The sequence below is a fragment of the Rossellomorea sp. QJM3NY_18 genome (genome assembly GCF_056173145.1).
The window spans coordinates 3,633,228-3,651,886 of sequence record NZ_CM149659.1 but is presented as its reverse complement, the minus strand read 5'-3'; the positions used below and the strand labels follow the sequence as shown (position 1 = coordinate 3,651,886).

Here is an 18,659-nt window from a genome sequence, read left to right as displayed (position 1 = left end):
ATAATGATTATCATTTACACTCATAATAGTAGTTGAGAAGGTTTTCATTGTCAATACCTAAATGATAATGATTTTCAAAGTCATTGACGCTCCTTTCATTCTTCTTTAAAATAGAAAGGGAAGAGCAGTACGTGATTGTTTAATTGATTTCCTTTCCTTTAAGGAATAGAAAGGTTAACACATAATGAGAATTCAAAAAAAGATTCTTTTATTTATAGGAACACTTCTTTTTCTTATCCTGTGTATCGGGATCAGTATTGTATACGGATACACGGATACAAGTTGGCAAACAGCTATTGAGGCTTTTTCCAACCCTACTGGATCGACTGAGCATATCGTGCTTCAGACCATCCGGTTACCAAGGGCGCTGATTGCTGCGACTGTCGGTGCATCCCTTGCGATTTCAGGGGTTTTGATGCAGACATTGACCAATAACCCCCTCGCTTCTCCAGGAATTTTCGGAATCAACGCAGGTGGAGCTTTTATGGTGGTCGTAGCGGTTACGCTCTTTGGCATAACCAATCTTCAATCCTTTACATGGATCGCGTTTCTTGGTGCAGCCATTGCAGCGGCCGGCGTATTCGTCATCAGTTCTGCAGGGAATAAAGGCTTGACCCCGATGAAGCTGACCCTTGCTGGAGCGGCGATCACCGCTATGTTTTCCTCCTTTACACAAGGATTGCTTGTCTTGAATGAAGCGGCACTTGAGCAGGTTTTATTCTGGCTCGCGGGATCAGTCCAGGGAAGAAGTTTGGATATATTAAGCGGGGTCTTTCCATATATAGTGGCCGGATGGATTCTTGCTCTCTTCATTGCCGGCAAGATGAACATCCTCGCTATGGGGGAAGATGTGGCGAAAGGGCTCGGCCTGAAAACGAACTTGATTAAATTTCTTGCTTTGGCGGTTGTCGTCCTCTTGGCGGGTGGTTCCGTCGCCGTTGCCGGTCCCATCGGTTTTATCGGGATTGTCATCCCGCATTTAGCAAGGAAGATCATCGGGGTGGACCACAGGTGGCTCATTCCTTTCGCAGGACTTCTCGGAGCGATCTTATTACTGGCCGCTGACGTTTGTGCCCGTTATATCATCATGCCCCAGGAAGTGCCCGTCGGCGTCATGACCGCCATAATAGGAGCACCATTCTTCGTGTATGTGGCAAGGAAGGGGTTTTAACCGATGGATCGATTTATAGGGAAACGATGGCTCGAGGACCGTGTTTCCATGCTCGTTGATTTATCAGCGCTAAAAAAAATAACCATCCTGGGTTTAATTACCTTTCTGGTTCTTATTATGAGTACAGGAATAGGGGACTTGAAGATTGCCCCGTGGAAGGTGATCAGTGTTTTCTTTGGTGGGGGGACAAGTTTGGAGCAACTCGTGGTGACGTCCTTCCGCCTGCCGCGGATCCTCATTGCACTGCTTGCCGGGATGGCGTTAGCCGTAGCAGGGGGAATCCTTCAGGGGATGATACGCAACCCTCTTGCTTCACCGGATATCATCGGTATCACAGGAGGAGCGGGAGCGGCTGTCGTCGCCTTTCTGACCCTTTTCAGCAATGATGATAATACGTTGATGGTCAGCATTAAATGGCTGCCTGTTGCTGCATTCATCGGCGCGACAGTCATTGCCTTTCTGGTTTACTTTTTAGCCTGGCGAAAAGGGGTTTCACCTGTCAGGCTCGTTCTGATTGGTATTGGTATTTCGGCTTTGACTCAAGCAATGACCACATTACTTATGATACTCGGCCCGATTTACAGGGCCAGTCAGGCAAATATCTGGATCACGGGTACGGTGAACGGTTCTGACTGGCAGGATGTGTGGATCCTGCTTCCTTGGAGCCTGGTCTTTATCCTGTTAAGCTTCTTTATTACCCGTCAGCTGAATATACAGGAACTAGGCGAAGAAATCGCCACAAGTGTAGGAGGGAATGTTCAGCGTCAGCGGTTCTTTCTCCTCCTTATGTCAACGGCGTTAGTGGGGGGAGCAGTCGCATTTGCCGGTGGAATCGGCTTTGTAGGCTTGATGGCTCCCCATATGGCAAGGCGGATGGTCGGTTCTTCTTTCGGGGCCCTGCTTCCGACTGCAGCCCTGATCGGCGGGATTCTCGTCATGGTGGCAGATTTGATCGGCAGGACCCTGTTCCTGCCCCTCGAAGTCCCTGCCGGTGTCTTTACGGCAGCGATTGGCGCACCGTATTTTATCTATTTATTATTTAAAACAAGAAATTCTTAAAGGAGTTGGCCATAGATGAGTGACGCATTACAAACGAAGGATTTGACTCTATCTTACGGGGAACGGACGATCATCGATGAATTGAATATTGACATTCCACAAGGGGAGATTTCGGTCTTCATCGGCGGGAACGGCTGCGGGAAATCCACGCTTCTCCGTTCCATCGCCCGTCTGCTTAAGCCGAAGCAGGGATCGGTCTTGTTGGATGGGGAGGCAATCTCACGTTTATCAACGAAAGAAGTCGCTCGTAAAATGGCCATCCTTCCTCAATCCCCAACGGCTCCAGAGGGACTGACCGTCCTCCAGCTCGTCAAGCAGGGGCGCTACCCTCATCAAACCTGGCTCAAGCAATGGTCACAAAAAGATGAAGAAATCGTCCAGGACGCGTTGAAAGCAACAAAGATGGAGGAGCTGAAGAACCGGAAAGTGGATGAACTATCTGGAGGGCAGAGGCAGCGTGCGTGGATCGCTCTGACACTTGCCCAGGATACAGACATCATCCTGTTGGATGAGCCAACCACATATCTTGATATGACCCACCAGATTGAGATCCTGGACTTATTATTCGAACTGAATGAAAAAGAGCAGCGCACCATCGTCATGGTTCTTCATGACCTGAACCTTGCCTGCAGATACGCCCATAATATCGTGGCGATCCGGGATAAACAGATTTATGCTCAAGGAAAACCTGAAGAAGTGATCAGTTGTGAACTCGTGAAAAACGTGTTCGATATGGACTGTCAGGTATCTCGGGACCCATTATTCGGTACGCCCTTATGCATCCCATTCGGTAAAGGACGCTGCATTTTGAAAGACGCAGTGGAGACAGGATGAACACACTGACCGGGCAGCAGTGGGAAATCTTGACGAAATACCGCTTCCATGCGTCCACCCCGGCTTTACAAGGGGAAGGGGCAACCTCATTCCTGGATGGTGGAAAGATGAAGGCCTATTTATCTTATCAATGCTCCCAGATCGGGACGGACGACCTTAAAGTGGCAGCATCCTTATTCATGAAGCGCTATGCGTTTGTAGCGGCCATTGGGTTAATGACCATGACATACTGGAATAAGAAATTGAATCTCAATCCTGAAAATCTGATCATGGTGGATGGGGACAGAAATGGATTATGGATGCCTCAATTTCACTTGAAGGATGCATCGGTGACGGAGTTTACATCCCTTGAGGAAAAGAACGCCTTCATTCAATCCATTTTCCGGGATCATCTTGATCAAGTGATTCAGTCGCTAAAGAATGCCACAAAGCTTTCGAATCTGATCCTTTGGGAAAACATCGCAGTATACGTATTCTGGGTATTTGAGAATGAGGACTTCCTTTTGAACGAAGGAATGAGGAGCGATCGTGATGACCAATTCCGGATGCTTCTTTCAGATGAAAATAGTCAATGGTTCGGCAGCTATCACAGCAATCCACTGGCCAGATATTATAGCAGAAAAGTAAATATAGAGGGTATGGCGGAAAAAATGCGTGTAAGAAAAACATGCTGCTTCTCCTACAGACTGGAGAACGGGGAGCAATATCGCTGTAAAACTTGTCCGCAAACCTGTCTGATGAAAAAGACCTAATTCATCATTCGCAAGGAGGCTAACGCAATGAAGGAATTCCCTGAACAATTTAATGCTTTGCTTGAAAAGTACACGGAACTGTTGGTGGGTGAAACCGACGCCGCCAAGAAAGAAATGGTGACACAATATGCTCTTTACTCATTTATCGCTAAAAACATGCCAGCACTGGTGAAACATTGGAATTCTCTCTATCCTGAAGGCAAGGATGAAATGAAACGGATCGTCGGGGAGATCAAAGAGATGAATGAAGCACACCGCGCGGAAATGAGCAGGAAGCAAAATGATGAATAACGATACGGATTGAAAAAGTACCCTTTTGATGTGAAGAGGGTGCTTTTTTATTGGATTCTACTTCAACAAAAAAAAAGGCAGACCCGAGTCTGCCTTTCAATTATTGAACCTGACCGCCGTATCCATATGGAAATTGAGAAGAATACTGCTGATGTTGCTGATAGGACTGCTGGATTTTTTGACTGTCCGCAGCCTCCAGCTTGTACCAGCCTTTGCGGAACATTTCATTGTATAATTCGCGTTGGGCGTTTTGCGTTTCATTGAAAATCGTCAGGAGGTCCTGATATAAAGCTTGATGGCTTGCTTCATTCAAAGCCGTACAGTAGGAAGCCGTCATATACTTCTCATGGGACAGGACATCCGTAATGAAGTCGCGATCATTCATTTGTGGCGTTTCCGGCACTTGTGTTTGAGGGTTTTGGATTTTTTGCTGATTCTGTTGATTCATGGTTTGTGGACTCCTTTCTACATCATATTTTGGTTGGTTGTGTTCAGATGGGTAAGCAGCTGCTGGTAATGGCGCTGATGCATCTGGCCGCATTTATCGAGCTCCGCTTTAATCTCAGTATCCTGACAGTGAGCTGCCGCAAAGTGACATTTCTTCATGGCATTCAGATTCCAGGCAAGCATATCGTTCAAATAAAGAGAATCCTTCGTAGTGAGCATTTGCGGTGGCTGAGTGTACGCCTGCTGTTGGCTCCCTTGTTGAGGTTGTTGTTGCATGTCCCATTCCTCCGTTTCCTTTTTTAGTCTTCGATACCCCTTCTTAGTTTTTTTGGATAGGTAATAATACCCTGTATACGACGAGATAAGAAAGCGGTATCATTTGAAGGCAAAGGTTATTTTTCCTACTATCCGACAGACTTATTCACGTATTTACACATTTCGATAATATTCTACTAAGAAAGTATTGAAAGTATATTCAAAACGTTTAAAAGGTGATAAAATGTTGGTAAATATACTAATAGTGTGAACCTTCTCTTTTTTAGCAATAAAGAAAACGGTTTCATAGTAGGGTATATATGTTTTTTCAGGGGGCAAGCAACATGGAGCAAGCAATGCGTAATTTCTTTTTATTCCTTTCAAAAAATAAGCCGATGACGAAACTTGCTAAGAAGTATGGCCTGCGCTTTGGTGCCGGTCGATTCGTTGCAGGGTCTTCCATCCTGCAGGCAGTTGAGGTTATTCGCGAGCTGAATAGTCAGAATCTTGTTGTAACGATCGACTATTTGGGAGAGTTTGTGGACAATGAGCGTGAAGCAAACGAAATGGCCCTTGAATGTGTAGAGGCTATTCGTGCGATCGGGAGAGAGAACCTTAAATCTCAGCTATCCCTTAAAATGACTTCAATGGGACTGGATATTTCTGAAGATGTGGTCATGAAGAATATGAAATTGATTCTTGATGAAGCAACCAAGCAGAACGTATTCGTGACCATTGACATGGAAGACTACTCCCGTTGTGGAAAGACCATTGATATTTTCAAACGTCTGAAGTCGGAATATGATAACATCGGCACAGTCATCCAAGCCTATTTATATAGAACAGAAAAGGATATCGATGATTTGAATGCGTATTCCCCCAATCTGCGTCTTGTAAAAGGGGCTTATAAAGAATCATCTGAAGTTGCGTTCCCTGAAAAGAAGGACGTAGACGAGAATTTCAAAAAAATCATAAAATCTCATCTGCTGAATGGGAATTATACGGCAATCGCCACCCATGATGATGAGATGATCGAATATACGAAAAGACTCGTGGAGGAATATAAAATCCCGCGTGATCAATTCGAGTTTCAAATGCTTTTCGGAATCCGTGTGGAACGTCAGCACGAACTGGTCAAAGAAGGCTACAAAATGCGCGTCTATGTCCCATATGGCACTGACTGGTATGGATACTTCATGAGAAGACTGGCTGAAAGACCAGCCAACGTCGCCTTTGTTCTAAAAGGGGTCATGAAGAAATAGTAGTAAGTAAGATGAAGACTCTATGGATACTCATAGGGTCTTATTTATTGACGGGAGGCAGGGAGAATGAAGATCGTTCCTTTTCGGGTGGAAGGAAAGTATTTCAAGAAAATGATTACGTTATATTGCCGCCTATTTCAAGTGGATCCAAGAGGTATGGAGGACCAATTCAAACGGCATTCTACGTATCCCCTATTTGAAGGATACCTCGCCATTATCGATGAACAAGTGGCAGGATATATTTATGGTTATTCTTCAAGAAAGGGTCAATACTATCATGAATTGCTGGCACGTCATTTACATTCCGAGCGTGAATGGATGAAAGATTGCATGGAACTGGTGGAACTGGGTGTCGACCCGGCATACAGAGGCAGGGGAATCGGGAAGCTACTCGTTGAGCAATTACTGCAAAAGCGAAAAGAAAAACGGGCCCTCCTCACGACTCGAAAAGATAATCACACGGCCATCGCCTTTTATCATGCCGGGGGATTTAGGATCATCCGGGAAGGATTTTATCCGAACGTCCCACATGAATATATCATTATGGGTAAACATTTATAAGAGCTGGTGAGTAAGGCATAATGATTGTTACGTAATTCACAATGTTATATAATAAAAGGGATAATCTTCATGAGATTTGAGGCGATACTATGGAAATGACCATTGATAATTTGACCCTGCTCCTTGGCCTCCTGCTACTGGTCGGTGTGATCACCGCTAAATTCTCCACACGATTAGGCGTTCCCTCATTGATTCTGTTCATCATCGTGGGAATGGTCTTAAATACATACTTTTTCTTCGATAATGCCCCTATGACTCAATTTATCGGTACGCTTGCACTCATCATCATATTGTTCGAGGGTGGACTTCAAACGAAATGGGAGAATGTGCGAAAGGTGTATAAGCCCGCCCTAACACTTGCAACCATCGGGGTTGTGGCAACCACCGTATCCATCGGGGTGGCAGCCAAGTATATACTTGGCGTGAGCTGGCTTGAAGGGATGTTATTTGGGGCGATCGTTGGTTCAACCGACGCTGCAGCGGTGTTCTCCGTACTAGGTAACAAAAACATCAAACCGAAGATATCTTCCACACTGGAAGCAGAGTCCGGCAGTAATGACCCCATGGCTATTTTCTTGACTGTAGCATTCTTACAATTGATTCAATTTCCGGGATTGAATCCTGCTTCCCTGATCCTGAGCTTCTTTTGGCAGATGGGAATGGGCTTGGTACTTGGATTGGTTCTGGGTCTGGCATCCGTGTGGATCATCAATCGAATCAATCTGGATTCGTCCGGATTGTATCCGGTCCTGTCCATCTCCCTTGCCATCTTCACTTATGCCTTTACAAGCATCCTGGAGGCAAGTGGTCTCCTGGCCGTGTATATCATGGCAATCGTCGTCGGAAATAAGGAACTCACCTACCGCCATTCCATTGTCCGCTTCAATGAAGGATTTGCGTGGATGATGCAGATCGTCATGTTCATCCTCCTGGGATTGCTGGTCTTCCCTCAGCACCTGCCGGGGATTGCATGGCAGGGCATCATACTAGCGATTCTGTTGATTGTTGTAGCGAGACCACTCGGAGTCTATTTAAGCTTAGCGCTGGCAAAGAACTTCACCATTAAAGAAAAATTCTTCATTTCCTGGGCAGGCTTAAAGGGAGCGGTCCCGATCGTATTGGCAACGTATCCGATGGTAGCGGGCATTGAAAACAGCGAAGTCATTTTCAACGTCGTGTTTTTCGTCGTGCTGCTCTCTGCTCTCATCCAGGGAACGACAATCTCCCCTCTGGCCAACTATTTTAAGCTTGCAGGAGAAGAAAAACCGCCGATCGCCCATAGCATCGAGCTCGTTTCCATCGGAAAAACTAATAATGAAATGCTTGAAATACTCATTAATGACGATGCCTCTATTACGAACAGGGCGATCAAAGACATCGAACTCCCTGAAAAAACGTTGATTTCTGCGGTCATTCGACACAATGAATTGATCACTCCCACAGGCGACACCATGATTAAAGCTGGCGATACACTTTATGTAATGGCCGATAAAAGTCAAAGAAAGCATGTCAATAAACTGTTGAATGAAAAAGGCAGAGTAAGTCTCTTATGAGAAAATGATCCACCATGAAAGAAAAAAAGCAATCTTCCCTTTTGGAAAGATTGCTTTTTTTGGTTAAGGTCAGTCAGCAGAAACGGCTGCTTTTCCCATTGTTTTCTTCTCGAAGAGCTGTTCGAATATCGGGAAGCTGTATTGAACGACGAACCCTAATGTGAGGGTGACAATGATTGTCCCGATTCCGATGTCCCCTTTAAAGAGGAATGCCAGTGAAAGGGCAAATCCTTCACTGATGATCCGGGAGTTTCGAAGGTTTAACCCGAAACGTGTATGGATGGCAACCATAAGAGTATCCATGGGACTGGCTGGAAACTTCGCCTGAAGGTAAATCGCAATTCCAAGCCCCATCGTCAAAATCCCGGAAGCTAGGGCAACCAGCTGATTCAAAAGCATCTCAGGGGCATAATTGTTAAAGACAACGAGCAGCCAAAAATCAATTAACAGGCCAATGACAAGAATCGATCCTGCCGCGAGGACATCAGGTTTCTTTTTCATAATGATGGCATTGAGACCGATCAACACAATCCCATTGATAAATACGGCCGTCCCTACGGTGAATCCGAACATATTCGACTCCCCAACCGCGAGGGCATCCCAGGCAGAGGCTCCGAGGCCCGACTTAATGATCAGGGCAACCCCCATCGTTAAAATGAAAAGTCCAATCGTAAAAAACAAAAATCTGCGCTTCATTCACATAGTCTCCTTATCTGTAAACGTTATCATTCATGTGCTTAAAAAAACAGACGTGCTACTTTGATCAAGATGTTATTAAAGTAGGAGGTCTGACGTCTTTGAATTGATAGTAATAGTTTACTTTAAAAGGGACGGGAAGGCAAAGTTAATTTTTGTATGGGACGTGGGGGTGGGAAATGGGTGCGACGGCGGCGGAGGTGAGGTAAAAAAAAGCACCCGATCTAATCAGGTGCCATCTCTGCTTCCTATGGTTGCTTCTTAAATTGATTGTTTTGACTGTTTCTCTTGCCGCCGCCGTCCCTCTCAACCGTCGGACCGGCATCACCCTTCACACTCGCTGCACTAACCCCAGCCTTAGAAGGATCCTTCTTCTGCTTCGCCATTTCGAACACCTCCACTCCTAACATTCCCGGATCCCGAAAAAAATATGAGGGACGGACCTCATATTTTCAGTGGAAACGAAGAGGAGCGCGGCTGAAAACCCCTATATAACAAGCTTGTAATGAAAAATGGGAGCAGAAATGGTCGTCTACCCAAGGTCCGTCCCTCCAAAATTTCATATATATAATAGGAGAGAATATGTTGGCGCTTATGTATAGGCACGTGGACTTGGGTTGTTGAATAGGTTGGTTTAGACGTTTGCCTATGTATGGGTGAGAGACAATAGAGAATTTTTTGTAAATTTAACTCTTTAAATATTGCGATATTTTAGAAAATCCGATATATTAGATGTAACAGGAACTCATTCGAGTCTTTTTTTTGAGATAAAAATGAATGAGTATTCATTCAAAGTGTTGATAAGGGGGAAATACCATTGGTTCGTAGAATTCAGAAAGCCGCAGTGTTAGGATCAGGAGTCATGGGTTCAGGAATAGCCGCGCATCTTGCAAATATAGGCATCCAGACAATGTTATTAGATATCGTACCAAGAGAATTGACCGACGAACATAAGGCGAAGGGTCTTACAGAAGAGAGCAAGGCGTTTCGTAATCAATTTAGTGAAAACGCTTTAAAAAAGCTATTTAAACAAAAACCGGCACCACTGACGTCAAAACAAAATGCTTCACTAATTACAGCAGGCAACTTTGAGGATGATCTTGCAAATATCGGTGATTGTGACTGGGTCATCGAAGTAGTCGTTGAGAACTTAGATATTAAGAAGAAGGTATTCGAGCAAGTGGAACGCTACCGCAAACCGGGAAGCATCATCAGTTCCAATACGTCAGGGATTTCAATCGAGGCGATGTCAGAAGGACGGTCAGAAGACTTCCAGAAGAATTTCCTCGGCACGCATTTCTTCAATCCACCACGTTATTTGAAACTTCTTGAAGTGATCCCTACGAAGAAGACGGATCCGGAAGTAGTGAGTTTCATGAAAACATTTGGTGAAGACGTCCTCGGTAAGGGTGTCGTCATGGCAAAGGATACGCCAAACTTCATTGCGAACCGTATCGGAACGTATGGCTTATTGATCACCGTTCAGGAAATGCTGAAAGGCGGCTACTCTGTAGGGGAAGTCGATTCGATCACAGGACCTGTGATTGGAAGACCGAAAAGCGCCACTTTCCGTACACTCGATGTAGTAGGACTTGATACATTCGCACATGTTGCAAAGAATGTGTATGACCAGGTGGAAGGCGAAGAACAGAAGGTGTTCGAAGTACCGGCGTTCATGCAGAAAATGCTTGAAAACGGCTGGCTTGGAAGTAAGAGCGGGCAAGGCTTCTTCCTTAAGAAAGGGAAGGAAATCCTGGAGCTTAATCCTGAAACGATGGACTATCAGCCCCGCCAAAAGCTGAAAACGGCTTCACTTGAAATGGCGAAAAATGAAAAGGGCTTAAAAAATAAAATCAAATCACTTGTCTATGCAAAAGATCAGGCAGGGTCACTTCTGTGGAATATTGTGTCTCCGGTCTTAACGTATTCAGCCGAGCTTCATGGTGAAATTGCAGATGATATCGTGGGCATCGACCAAGCCATGAAATGGGGCTTCGGTTGGGAAATGGGACCATTTGAAACATGGGATGCAATCGGAGTTGAAAAATCAATAACCCGTATGAAGGAAGAAGGATTCCCGGTACCACAGTGGGTGGAAACGATGCTTTCAGAAGGCAACTCGACTTTCTATAAAGAGGAAAATGGAGAACGTTATTTCTATCACAATGGTGACTACCAACTTGTAGAGCGCAATCCGAAGGCGATCGACTTAAAGGCGCTGAAGAATTCAGGGAAGCTGATCAAAAAGAATTCCGGGGCAAGCCTGATTGACATCGGGGACGGAATCGCACTTCTTGAATTCCATTCGCCTAATAACGCCATTGGAATGGATATTACACAAATGATCAATTTTGCCGTTGAAGAAGTTGAAAAGAACTTCAAAGGGCTGGTCATTGGTAACCAGGGCAAGAACTTCTGTGTTGGAGCGAACCTGGCGATGATCCTTATGGAAGCACAGGACGACAATGTGTTTGAAATCGATATGGTTGTACGCCACTTCCAGCAGGCGATGATGAAGATCAAATATTCATCTAAACCGGTTGTTGCGGCACCATTCGGAATGACTTTAGGCGGAGGAAGCGAAGTCTGCTTACCGGCTGCCCACATCCAGGCATCCATGGAAACCTACATGGGCTTAGTCGAAGTTGGTGTTGGATTGATCCCTGGAGGGGGCGGAAACAAAGAGCTTTATATGAAGCACTTAGCCAACCTTCCAAACGGAGTGGAGTTCGATCTTCAAAAAGTGGCCAATAAAGTATTCGAAACGATTGCCATGGCGAAGGTTTCCACATCCGGGGATGAAGCAAGGGATAATAACTTCTTGAATAAAGCTGATGGAGTCAGCGTGAACAATGATCATTTACTATATGATGCCAAACAGGCTGCTCTAAGCCTATATGAAGCCGGTTACTCGGCACCGATCCGTAAAAAGGTTCCGGTTGTAGGTGAACCGGGATATGCAACTCTTCTTCTTGGAGCTCAATCCATGTTCCAGTCAGGCTTTATTTCAGACCACGACCTGATGATTGCGAAGAAGCTTGCATATGTGATTGCAGGCGGAAAAGTACCATACGGAACAGAAGTCGACGAACAATATCTGTTGGATCTTGAAAGAGAAGCGTTCCTTAGCCTTGTTGCACAGCCTAAGTCTCAGCAAAGAATGCAGCACATGCTTGTAAAAGGAAAACCATTACGCAACTAATCAGCGTTTCAATCATATGAGAAAGCGGGGGAATATCATGCGCGAAGCAGTCATTGTCGCTGGTGCAAGAACACCAGTCGGAAAATCTCGAAAAGGATCACTGGCTCAGGTAAGACCAGATGATCTTGGAGCACTTGTAGTGAAAGAAACCCTTAAGCGTGCAGGGAATTATGAAGGTAACATCGATGACTTGATCATCGGATGTGCGATGCCGGAAGCAGAGCAAGGGTTGAATATGGCACGGAATATCGGAGGACTTGCAGGTCTTCCTGATTCCGTACCGGCAATCACCATCAACCGTTACTGTTCATCAGGGTTACAATCCATTGCCTATGCGGCAGAAAAAATCATGCTCGGTCACTCTGATACGGCAATCGCCGGTGGAGCGGAATCCATGAGTCTTGTCCCGATGATGGGCCATGTGGTCCGTCCGAACTCGAAGCTTGCTGAAAACGCCCCACAGTATTACATGAGCATGGGGCATACAGCAGAGCAGGTGGCAACGAAGTTCGGCGTATCCCGTGAAGATCAGGATGCTTTTGCCGTAAGAAGCCATCAAAAAGCGGCCAAGGCGATTTCTGAAGGGAAGTTTGACGATGAGATCGTACCTGTTGATGTAGTCCATCGTTCAGTGAACGGTGAAAATAAACTCATCGAGAAATCCTTCCAATTTACAAAGGATGAAGGTGTACGTGCCGGAACAAGCTCGGAAGTACTGGCTAAATTACGACCGGCTTTCAATGTACGGGGCTCAGTAACCGCAGGGAACTCATCACAAACGAGTGACGGAGCAGCGGCCGTCATGGTGATGGACCGTGAAAAGGCAGGATCATTAGGACTTCAGCCGATGGCGAAATTCAGAAGCTTCGCAGTAGCCGGGGTACCGCCTGAAATCATGGGGATCGGCCCTGTGGAAGCAATCCCGCGGGCACTTAAGATGGCAGGACTTGAGCTAACGGATATCGGATTGTTTGAACTGAATGAAGCATTTGCTTCCCAATCGATCCAGGTCATCCGTCAGCTGGGACTGGATGAAGAACGAGTGAACGTGAATGGTGGAGCCATCGCTCTCGGTCATCCACTAGGCTGTACCGGCGCGAAGCTGACCCTCTCACTGGTACATGAAATGAAACGCAGAAACCAGCAATTCGGTATCGTCACCATGTGTATCGGCGGCGGAATGGGAGCAGCCGGCGTATTTGAATTAATCGGTTAATTGGAGGGACGGACCTCGAATCTCGAGGCCCTCTCCTCTTTCAAAATATCATTTTAGGGGGATTCGAAATGGCGAATCAAACAGACAAGCTAATCAAGGGTGGAAGTTTTTTAATTGAAGATGTAAGCTTTGAGCAAGTTTTCACACCGGAGGATTATTCCGACGAGCAAAAAATGATTGCGAAAACGACAGAGGACTATGTACTGAATGAAGTCGTACCTGTCATTGATAATCTGGAAAATCATGAGTTCGATCATTCTGTGCGACTTTTAAAAGAAGCAGGGGATCTTGGTCTTCTGGGAGCGGATGTACCTGAAGAGTACGGCGGATTAGGGTTGGATAAAGTAAGCTCGGCTTTGATTGCTGAAAAGATGTCCCGTGCCGGCGGATTCTCCATCTCTCACGGAGCACATGTCGGTATCGGATCCCTTCCGATCGTACTATTTGGTAACGAAGATCAGAAGCAAAAGTATCTTCCTGCACTTTCTACAGGTGAAAAGTTAGCGGCTTACGCATTGACTGAGCCAGGTTCCGGATCTGATGCACTTGGTGCGAAAACGACAGCTAAATTGAACGCAGAAGGTACTCATTACATTTTAAACGGGGAAAAACAATGGATCACCAACTCTGCATTTGCTGATGTGTTCGTTGTTTATGCAAAAATTGATGGGGAGCATTTCTCAGCATTCATCGTAGAAAAAGAATTCCCTGGCGTTTCAACAGGTCCTGAAGAAAAGAAAATGGGGATCAAGAGCTCTTCCACTCGTACGTTGATTCTTGAAGATGCTGAAATCCCGGTTGAAAATCTTCTTGGGGATGCAGGTAAAGGCCATATCATCGCCTTCAATATCTTGAACATCGGTCGTTACAAGTTAGGAGTAGGTGCAGTCGGAGCCAGTAAGCGGGCGCTTGAAGTAACGGTTCAATACACCAATCAGCGTCAGCAATTCAAAACACCGATCTCAAGCTTCAACTTAACGAAAGAAAAGCTTGCGACCATGGCGTCTAAATTGTACGCAGCGGAATCTTCCGTTTACCGTACAGTAGGATTATTCGAGGATCGCATGAGCAAACTGACGGATGAAGAAGTAAAGAATGGGACAGAGGTTGCAAAATCCATTGCTGAATATGCAATCGAGTGTTCCTTAAACAAATTCTTCGCAACAGAAGTGCTTGATTATATTGTAGATGAAGGTGTTCAGCTTCATGGTGGATACGGCTTCATGCAGGAATATGAAATTGAAAGAATGTACCGTGATTCCCGTATCAACCGTATCTTCGAAGGAACGAATGAAATCAACCGACTTCTTGTTCCAGGCACATACCTTCGTAAAGCCATGAAGGGTGAACTGCCATTACTTCAAAAAGCGCAGGCTCTTCAAGAAGAATTGATGATGCTTATGCCTGAAGAAGTGGGCGATGAGCCATTGGCACAAGAGAAGTACCTTGTGAAAAATGCAAAGAAAATCGGCTTAATGCTGGCAGGATTGGCTGCACAGAAATATGGTAAAGCCCTTGAAAAAGAACAGGAAATCCTTGTTAACATTGCGGATATCGTTTCTCAAGCTTACGCAATGGAATCCGTTGTCCTTAGAACGGAAAAAGCGATTGAAAAAGGTGGAGTGGAGAAAGCGAAACAAAAACTTCTTTACACACAAATCTTCTGTCAAGAAGCTTTCAACGAAATTGAACAGCATGCAAAAGAAACGCTTGTGGCAACCGAAACTGGTGACACACTGCGCATGATGCTGTCAGCTCTTCGTAAGTTCACACGCCACACACCGATCAACGTGATCGCAGTGAAGCGTGAAGCATCAGAAAAGCTGATCGATGTAGAAAAATATGCACTGTAAGTAAAGCAGGGACGGACCTCCGATTCGGAGGTCCGTCCCTTTATTTCGATTTACAACTTGACATCAATCGTACTGTGGATTATTATATGTTTAAATGTTTAATCGTTTAAACATATAAGGAAAGGTGGTAAGGATAGATGAATAAGACTGTTTTAATAACTGGTGCTTCAAGTGGTATCGGCCTGAATTTCTGCCATAAGTTTGCTGGCTCTGGACATGATGTGATTTTAGTAGCCAGAAGTGAGGAAAAGCTGCTGGCTTTATCACAAGAAATCATGAATAAATACGGGGTGAAAGCGCACGTGTTTATTTCTGATCTTTCGAAACCACAAGCCTCAAAGAAGCTTTACGGTGAAATCAAAGCACAAGGAATCAGAGTCGATATTCTCATCAATAATGCCGGGTTCGGTTTATTCGGGGAGTTTGAGGAAACGGAACTTTCCAAAGAGCTGGATATGATCCAAGTGAATATCACGGCCCTGACAGAGCTGAGCAAGTATATTGGGAAGGAAATGGTGAGCAGGAAGAATGGCCGTATATTAAATGTTGCCTCAACAGCAGCATTTCAACCCGGACCATTGATGGCCGTTTACTATGCAACAAAAGCGTATGTCCTGTCTTTCTCGGAAGCTTTGGCCAATGAGTGGGCCAAACATGGGGTCAAAGTGACGGCTCTTTGCCCCGGTGCCACCAAAACAGGATTCAGTGATGCGGCTGAACTTCAGTCCTCTAAGCTCTTCCAGTCGGGTGTGATGAGTGTGGAAGATGTCGTGGAAGAAGGATATAACCAAATGATGACAAAGGACAAGGTAGTGATCGTCCCAGGTATGAAAAACCGGATACTGACTCAGGCGATTCGATTCATGCCGCGTAAAATGGTCACGAATATTGTTCGGAAGGTACAGGAACGGGTATAATTGAATGTGAATGAGTGGAAGGGAGAAGGCTATGGGTCAAAAAGCAATCGATACATTCCGTGCTTGTATTCCATTATTTCAAGCGCTGAGTGATCCTTATCGTCAGGACATAATTTTACTTCTTGCCGAACAAGAACCTCTTACGGTCAATCAGATAACTGAAAATCTGACATTATCCAGACCTGCTGTTTCCCATCACCTAAAGATCCTGAGAGATCAGCAGCTAGTATCACTGGAGCAAAAAGGAACACAACGTTTCTATTCTCTTGAGCTGGACAACGCAACCGTCCTCCTCAAAGAATTGGTTAAAACCGTTGAAAAACAATGTGAGTAATGTTCCGGAAAAGAAGGATACTAACGGATATTGTCGAATGTAAGAAATAGATTCACGGTGACCGGATGGGAAACATACCCTATCCGGTACCTACCAGGAAAGGTGGTGCAATGATGTCATTGACTTTTTATTCTTATCCAAATTGCGGTACATGCAAGAAAGCAAAAAAGTGGCTGGAGGACCATGGTCTTTCCATAGATGAAATACATATTGTAGAAAATCCCCCGTCAAAAATGGAGCTTGAAAATCTGTATGAAAAGAGCGGATACCCTCTAAAGAAGTTTTTCAATACAAGTGGCAAAAAGTATCGCGAACTTGGCTTGAAAAATAAAGTGAATTCAGCTTCTGATGATGAATTATTAGAAATCCTTTCCTCAGACGGGATGCTGATTAAACGTCCGATCACAACGGATGGAAGCAAGGTGACCGTAGGTTTTAAAGAAGAAATGTTCGAGGAAACCTGGAAGTAAAAATGGGTAAGTGATTTCCGATGAAAAAGTTTCATCATTCACACTGAGTTTTCTTGCTTTTTCGATGAAAAGTGTGTCAATATTAGGTTGTATAACTAGCATTTGGAGGGATAGAAAATGAGTACACCGAAAGAACTTCGTTATTCAGAAGAACACGAGTGGGTCAAAGTTGAAGGGGAAAATGTACGCGTAGGAATCACATCATTTGCACAATCTGAGCTGGGCGATATCGTATTCGTCGAGTTACCTGAAGTTGGAGATGAAATCAAAGCGGACGAGCCTTTCGGCAGTGTTGAATCGGTAAAGACCGTTTCTGAGCTATACGCACCTGTTTCCGGTAAGGTTGTCGAAGTGAATGAAGAGCTGTCCGACAGCCCTGAATTCGTGAACGAATCACCTTATGAAAAAGCATGGATGGTCGTTGTGGAACCAACAGATGCTGGAGAAGTAGACAAGCTGATGACAGCTGAAGAGTATGATAAAATGATTAATGAAGGATAATTTCCACCCGGACACCTTGAGGATTTCTCAAGGTGTTTTGTTTTTCTTTTTGGGCATTATATGGGTATGCGTAAAAAGAAAGGATGAATACGTATGGTACTTGAACCAAAGAAATTAGATGTCACAAGCAGGGTGACAGGCAGACTTAAAAATGGTGAAGTCGAATTATTTCTCGATGATCAGTCAATCGGCAAAATGTCCCTGCCCCTTGATGGACTGACAATGGAACCGAACTTCGAAGCAAAAGAAAATAAAATTTATCAGAACTATACTTCCACCGAAGGCCATGATGCAAGGTACACGGATTGTGACGAAGGTGGATGGTGTTAAGGATGACCGCGGTGCCGGATTCGTGTATGGATCTGGCACCATTTCTATAAGCAATGAAACAAACCACTTGCACTATTTTTTGTAAACATGAGAAAATATAAGTAGAAAGTGGACATCATCTCTTGTTATCTGAATATACTATCCTAATCTTATTTCTGAAAGATAAGGTGATGATCATGATGGAACTTGACGAAAAAGTAATCATTGTCGAAGGTACTACCGACAAGCGGAAAGTAAGAGATATAATCAAAGAACCGATTCAAATTATTTGCACGAATGGAACGATCAGTATTACAAAAATGGACGAACTCATCGATGAGCTGTTTGAAAGGGATGTGTACATCCTCGTCGATGCGGATGATGCGGGGGAAAAATTACGTAAACAGTTTAAGCGTGAATTCCCTGAAGTGGGACACCTTTATATCGACCGGATGTATAAGGAAGTGGCCGCAGCCCCGGAATATCATCTTGCATCCATTCTCATAGGTGCGAATATCGATGTGCATAAAGAATATCTAGGAAAAAGGATGATTTAGTTTTGTTGGAGGTAAGCCAGACAGAAGAATTAAACCAATCGATCGAATACCATACGTTTGTAGCCGTTTATCTATATACACCGATGTGTGGTACATGTCAGGTCGCGGGTAAAATGTTGGAAGTGGTCGAGAAACTCCCCCAGTCATTTCATTTTGTGAAGGCGAACCTGAACTATCTGCCCCAATTCGCCGAAGAACAATCCATAGAAAGCGTCCCCTGCCTTCTCTTATTTAAAGATGGACAGGAAATGGAGAGAATCTATGCCTTTCAATCCGTACCATTCCTATACGAAACCATCAACAAAATCCAAAACAGCTAGTGGGGATAAGAGACCTTTTTAGATAAGGTCTTTTTATTTTGTCTGCACTTCTTCTCTTCATCTGCTTTAGAAATTGGATGAAATTGCCCTCTCCACATA

At 44.7% G+C, this 18,659-nt stretch carries 22 protein-coding genes; 18 read left to right on the top strand and 4 right to left on the bottom strand.

What is annotated here, in order from left to right:
• Window positions 1-184: 184 nt before the first annotated feature.
• Genes AC0VXY_RS18955 through AC0VXY_RS18935 form a run of 5 tightly spaced genes read left to right on the top strand, consistent with a single transcriptional unit; the run spans window position 185 to window position 4,107 of the window.
• Window positions 185-1,171 carry a FecCD family ABC transporter permease gene (locus AC0VXY_RS18955; protein ID WP_475526163.1) on the top strand — a complete coding sequence of 329 codons (987 nt, stop codon included), beginning with the start codon at window positions 185-187 and terminating at the stop codon, window positions 1,169-1,171.
• Between the two features lie 3 nt (window positions 1,172-1,174).
• Window positions 1,175-2,230 (top strand): FecCD family ABC transporter permease, encoded by a 1,056-nt coding sequence (locus AC0VXY_RS18950; protein ID WP_435989361.1) that lies wholly within the window; start codon window positions 1,175-1,177, stop codon window positions 2,228-2,230.
• A 15-nt stretch (window positions 2,231-2,245) separates the two neighbouring features.
• Window positions 2,246-3,064, top strand: a complete 819-nt coding sequence (locus tag AC0VXY_RS18945) for an ABC transporter ATP-binding protein (protein ID WP_435989362.1) — start codon at window positions 2,246-2,248, stop codon at window positions 3,062-3,064.
• Window positions 3,061-3,816 carry a siderophore-iron reductase FhuF gene (gene fhuF / locus AC0VXY_RS18940; protein WP_435989363.1) on the top strand — a complete coding sequence of 252 codons (756 nt, stop codon included), beginning with the start codon at window positions 3,061-3,063 and terminating at the stop codon, window positions 3,814-3,816. The genes AC0VXY_RS18945 and fhuF overlap by 4 nt, the downstream gene beginning before the upstream one ends.
• A 27-nt stretch (window positions 3,817-3,843) precedes the next feature.
• Window positions 3,844-4,107 (top strand): DUF2573 family protein, encoded by a 264-nt coding sequence (locus AC0VXY_RS18935; protein ID WP_435989364.1) that lies wholly within the window; start codon window positions 3,844-3,846, stop codon window positions 4,105-4,107.
• Window positions 4,108-4,207: 100 nt separating this feature from the next.
• Here the strand turns inward: AC0VXY_RS18935 and AC0VXY_RS18930 are convergent, their stop codons facing one another.
• Window positions 4,208-4,555 carry a spore coat protein gene (locus AC0VXY_RS18930; RefSeq protein WP_148970081.1) on the bottom strand — a complete coding sequence of 116 codons (348 nt, stop codon included), beginning with the start codon at window positions 4,553-4,555 and terminating at the stop codon, window positions 4,208-4,210.
• A 17-nt stretch (window positions 4,556-4,572) separates the two neighbouring features.
• Window positions 4,573-4,830, bottom strand: coding sequence for a hypothetical protein (locus tag AC0VXY_RS18925; protein ID WP_435989365.1), 258 nt, complete (start codon window positions 4,828-4,830; stop codon window positions 4,573-4,575).
• A 323-nt stretch (window positions 4,831-5,153) separates the two neighbouring features.
• Between AC0VXY_RS18925 and AC0VXY_RS18920 the strand changes: the two genes are divergently transcribed.
• The 3 genes from AC0VXY_RS18920 (at window position 5,154) to AC0VXY_RS18910 (ending at window position 8,185) form a co-directional block, all read left to right on the top strand.
• On the top strand, window positions 5,154-6,071 hold the full coding sequence (locus tag AC0VXY_RS18920; protein WP_435989366.1) for a proline dehydrogenase family protein: 918 nt from the start codon (window positions 5,154-5,156) through the stop codon (window positions 6,069-6,071).
• Window positions 6,072-6,137: 66 nt separating this feature from the next.
• Window positions 6,138-6,632, top strand: a complete 495-nt coding sequence (locus AC0VXY_RS18915; RefSeq protein ID WP_475526162.1) for an N-acetyltransferase family protein — start codon at window positions 6,138-6,140, stop codon at window positions 6,630-6,632.
• Window positions 6,633-6,721: 89 nt separating this feature from the next.
• Entirely contained in the window at window positions 6,722-8,185 is a 1,464-nt protein-coding gene (locus AC0VXY_RS18910) for a potassium/proton antiporter (protein WP_475526161.1), read from the top strand.
• 69 nt (window positions 8,186-8,254) lie between these two features.
• Here AC0VXY_RS18910 and AC0VXY_RS18905 read toward each other — a convergent pair whose 3' ends face one another.
• Both AC0VXY_RS18905 and AC0VXY_RS18900 read right to left on the bottom strand, forming a co-directional pair.
• Window positions 8,255-8,881, bottom strand: a complete 627-nt coding sequence (locus AC0VXY_RS18905) for a YczE/YyaS/YitT family protein (RefSeq protein ID WP_435989369.1) — start codon at window positions 8,879-8,881, stop codon at window positions 8,255-8,257.
• 248 nt (window positions 8,882-9,129) lie between these two features.
• Window positions 9,130-9,267 (bottom strand): YuzL family protein, encoded by a 138-nt coding sequence (locus tag AC0VXY_RS18900; protein ID WP_138780338.1) that lies wholly within the window; start codon window positions 9,265-9,267, stop codon window positions 9,130-9,132.
• Window positions 9,268-9,698: 431 nt separating this feature from the next.
• Between AC0VXY_RS18900 and AC0VXY_RS18895 the strand changes: the two genes are divergently transcribed.
• The 10 genes from AC0VXY_RS18895 to AC0VXY_RS18850 all read left to right on the top strand — a co-directional run bounded on the left by AC0VXY_RS18895 (window position 9,699) and on the right by AC0VXY_RS18850 (window position 18,560).
• Window positions 9,699-12,083 (top strand): 3-hydroxyacyl-CoA dehydrogenase/enoyl-CoA hydratase family protein, encoded by a 2,385-nt coding sequence (locus tag AC0VXY_RS18895; protein WP_475526160.1) that lies wholly within the window; start codon window positions 9,699-9,701, stop codon window positions 12,081-12,083.
• Between the two features lie 37 nt (window positions 12,084-12,120).
• Entirely contained in the window at window positions 12,121-13,299 is a 1,179-nt protein-coding gene (locus tag AC0VXY_RS18890) for an acetyl-CoA C-acetyltransferase (protein ID WP_475526159.1), read from the top strand.
• Window positions 13,300-13,367: 68 nt separating this feature from the next.
• Window positions 13,368-15,152: an acyl-CoA dehydrogenase family protein gene (locus AC0VXY_RS18885; protein ID WP_475526158.1), complete on the top strand. Its 1,785-nt coding sequence runs from the start codon at window positions 13,368-13,370 to the stop codon at window positions 15,150-15,152.
• A gap of 137 nt (window positions 15,153-15,289) precedes the next feature.
• Entirely contained in the window at window positions 15,290-16,069 is a 780-nt protein-coding gene (locus AC0VXY_RS18880) for an SDR family NAD(P)-dependent oxidoreductase (RefSeq protein ID WP_475526157.1), read from the top strand.
• Window positions 16,070-16,100: 31 nt separating this feature from the next.
• Window positions 16,101-16,403, top strand: a complete 303-nt coding sequence (locus tag AC0VXY_RS18875; protein WP_435989375.1) for an ArsR/SmtB family transcription factor — start codon at window positions 16,101-16,103, stop codon at window positions 16,401-16,403.
• Between the two features lie 113 nt (window positions 16,404-16,516).
• A complete protein-coding gene (locus AC0VXY_RS18870) occupies window positions 16,517-16,873 on the top strand; it encodes an arsenate reductase family protein (RefSeq protein ID WP_475527904.1) in 357 nt (118 codons plus the stop codon).
• 117 nt (window positions 16,874-16,990) lie between these two features.
• On the top strand, window positions 16,991-17,374 hold the full coding sequence (gene gcvH / locus AC0VXY_RS18865) for a glycine cleavage system protein GcvH (protein ID WP_034764028.1): 384 nt from the start codon (window positions 16,991-16,993) through the stop codon (window positions 17,372-17,374).
• Between the two features lie 93 nt (window positions 17,375-17,467).
• Window positions 17,468-17,704, top strand: a complete 237-nt coding sequence (locus AC0VXY_RS18860; protein ID WP_475526156.1) for a YusG family protein — start codon at window positions 17,468-17,470, stop codon at window positions 17,702-17,704.
• Window positions 17,705-17,880: 176 nt separating this feature from the next.
• Window positions 17,881-18,240, top strand: coding sequence for a toprim domain-containing protein (locus tag AC0VXY_RS18855; RefSeq protein ID WP_475526155.1), 360 nt, complete (start codon window positions 17,881-17,883; stop codon window positions 18,238-18,240).
• Between the two features lie 5 nt (window positions 18,241-18,245).
• Complete coding sequence (locus tag AC0VXY_RS18850; protein WP_435994378.1) at window positions 18,246-18,560, top strand: thioredoxin family protein; 315 nt, start codon at window positions 18,246-18,248, stop codon at window positions 18,558-18,560.
• Window positions 18,561-18,659: the final 99 nt, after the last annotated feature.

What these genes read in the sequence shown, in the direction of transcription:
- AC0VXY_RS18955 (WP_475526163.1), top strand. Translation starts at nt 185, where the DNA reads ATGAGAATTCAAAAAAAGATTCTTTTATTTATAGGAACACTTCTTTTT.
- AC0VXY_RS18950 (WP_435989361.1), top strand. Translation starts at nt 1,175, where the DNA reads ATGGATCGATTTATAGGGAAACGATGGCTCGAGGACCGTGTTTCCATG.
- AC0VXY_RS18945 (WP_435989362.1), top strand. Translation starts at nt 2,246, where the DNA reads ATGAGTGACGCATTACAAACGAAGGATTTGACTCTATCTTACGGGGAA.
- fhuF (WP_435989363.1), top strand. Translation starts at nt 3,061, where the DNA reads ATGAACACACTGACCGGGCAGCAGTGGGAAATCTTGACGAAATACCGC.
- AC0VXY_RS18935 (WP_435989364.1), top strand. Translation starts at nt 3,844, where the DNA reads ATGAAGGAATTCCCTGAACAATTTAATGCTTTGCTTGAAAAGTACACG.
- AC0VXY_RS18930 (WP_148970081.1), bottom strand. Translation starts at nt 4,555, where the DNA reads ATGAATCAACAGAATCAGCAAAAAATCCAAAACCCTCAAACACAAGTG.
- AC0VXY_RS18925 (WP_435989365.1), bottom strand. Translation starts at nt 4,830, where the DNA reads ATGCAACAACAACCTCAACAAGGGAGCCAACAGCAGGCGTACACTCAG.
- AC0VXY_RS18920 (WP_435989366.1), top strand. Translation starts at nt 5,154, where the DNA reads ATGGAGCAAGCAATGCGTAATTTCTTTTTATTCCTTTCAAAAAATAAG.
- AC0VXY_RS18915 (WP_475526162.1), top strand. Translation starts at nt 6,138, where the DNA reads ATGAAGATCGTTCCTTTTCGGGTGGAAGGAAAGTATTTCAAGAAAATG.
- AC0VXY_RS18910 (WP_475526161.1), top strand. Translation starts at nt 6,722, where the DNA reads ATGGAAATGACCATTGATAATTTGACCCTGCTCCTTGGCCTCCTGCTA.
- AC0VXY_RS18905 (WP_435989369.1), bottom strand. Translation starts at nt 8,881, where the DNA reads ATGAAGCGCAGATTTTTGTTTTTTACGATTGGACTTTTCATTTTAACG.
- AC0VXY_RS18900 (WP_138780338.1), bottom strand. Translation starts at nt 9,267, where the DNA reads ATGGCGAAGCAGAAGAAGGATCCTTCTAAGGCTGGGGTTAGTGCAGCG.
- AC0VXY_RS18890 (WP_475526159.1), top strand. Translation starts at nt 12,121, where the DNA reads ATGCGCGAAGCAGTCATTGTCGCTGGTGCAAGAACACCAGTCGGAAAA.
- AC0VXY_RS18885 (WP_475526158.1), top strand. Translation starts at nt 13,368, where the DNA reads ATGGCGAATCAAACAGACAAGCTAATCAAGGGTGGAAGTTTTTTAATT.
- AC0VXY_RS18880 (WP_475526157.1), top strand. Translation starts at nt 15,290, where the DNA reads ATGAATAAGACTGTTTTAATAACTGGTGCTTCAAGTGGTATCGGCCTG.
- AC0VXY_RS18875 (WP_435989375.1), top strand. Translation starts at nt 16,101, where the DNA reads ATGGGTCAAAAAGCAATCGATACATTCCGTGCTTGTATTCCATTATTT.
- AC0VXY_RS18870 (WP_475527904.1), top strand. Translation starts at nt 16,517, where the DNA reads ATGTCATTGACTTTTTATTCTTATCCAAATTGCGGTACATGCAAGAAA.
- gcvH (WP_034764028.1), top strand. Translation starts at nt 16,991, where the DNA reads ATGAGTACACCGAAAGAACTTCGTTATTCAGAAGAACACGAGTGGGTC.
- AC0VXY_RS18860 (WP_475526156.1), top strand. Translation starts at nt 17,468, where the DNA reads ATGGTACTTGAACCAAAGAAATTAGATGTCACAAGCAGGGTGACAGGC.
- AC0VXY_RS18855 (WP_475526155.1), top strand. Translation starts at nt 17,881, where the DNA reads ATGATGGAACTTGACGAAAAAGTAATCATTGTCGAAGGTACTACCGAC.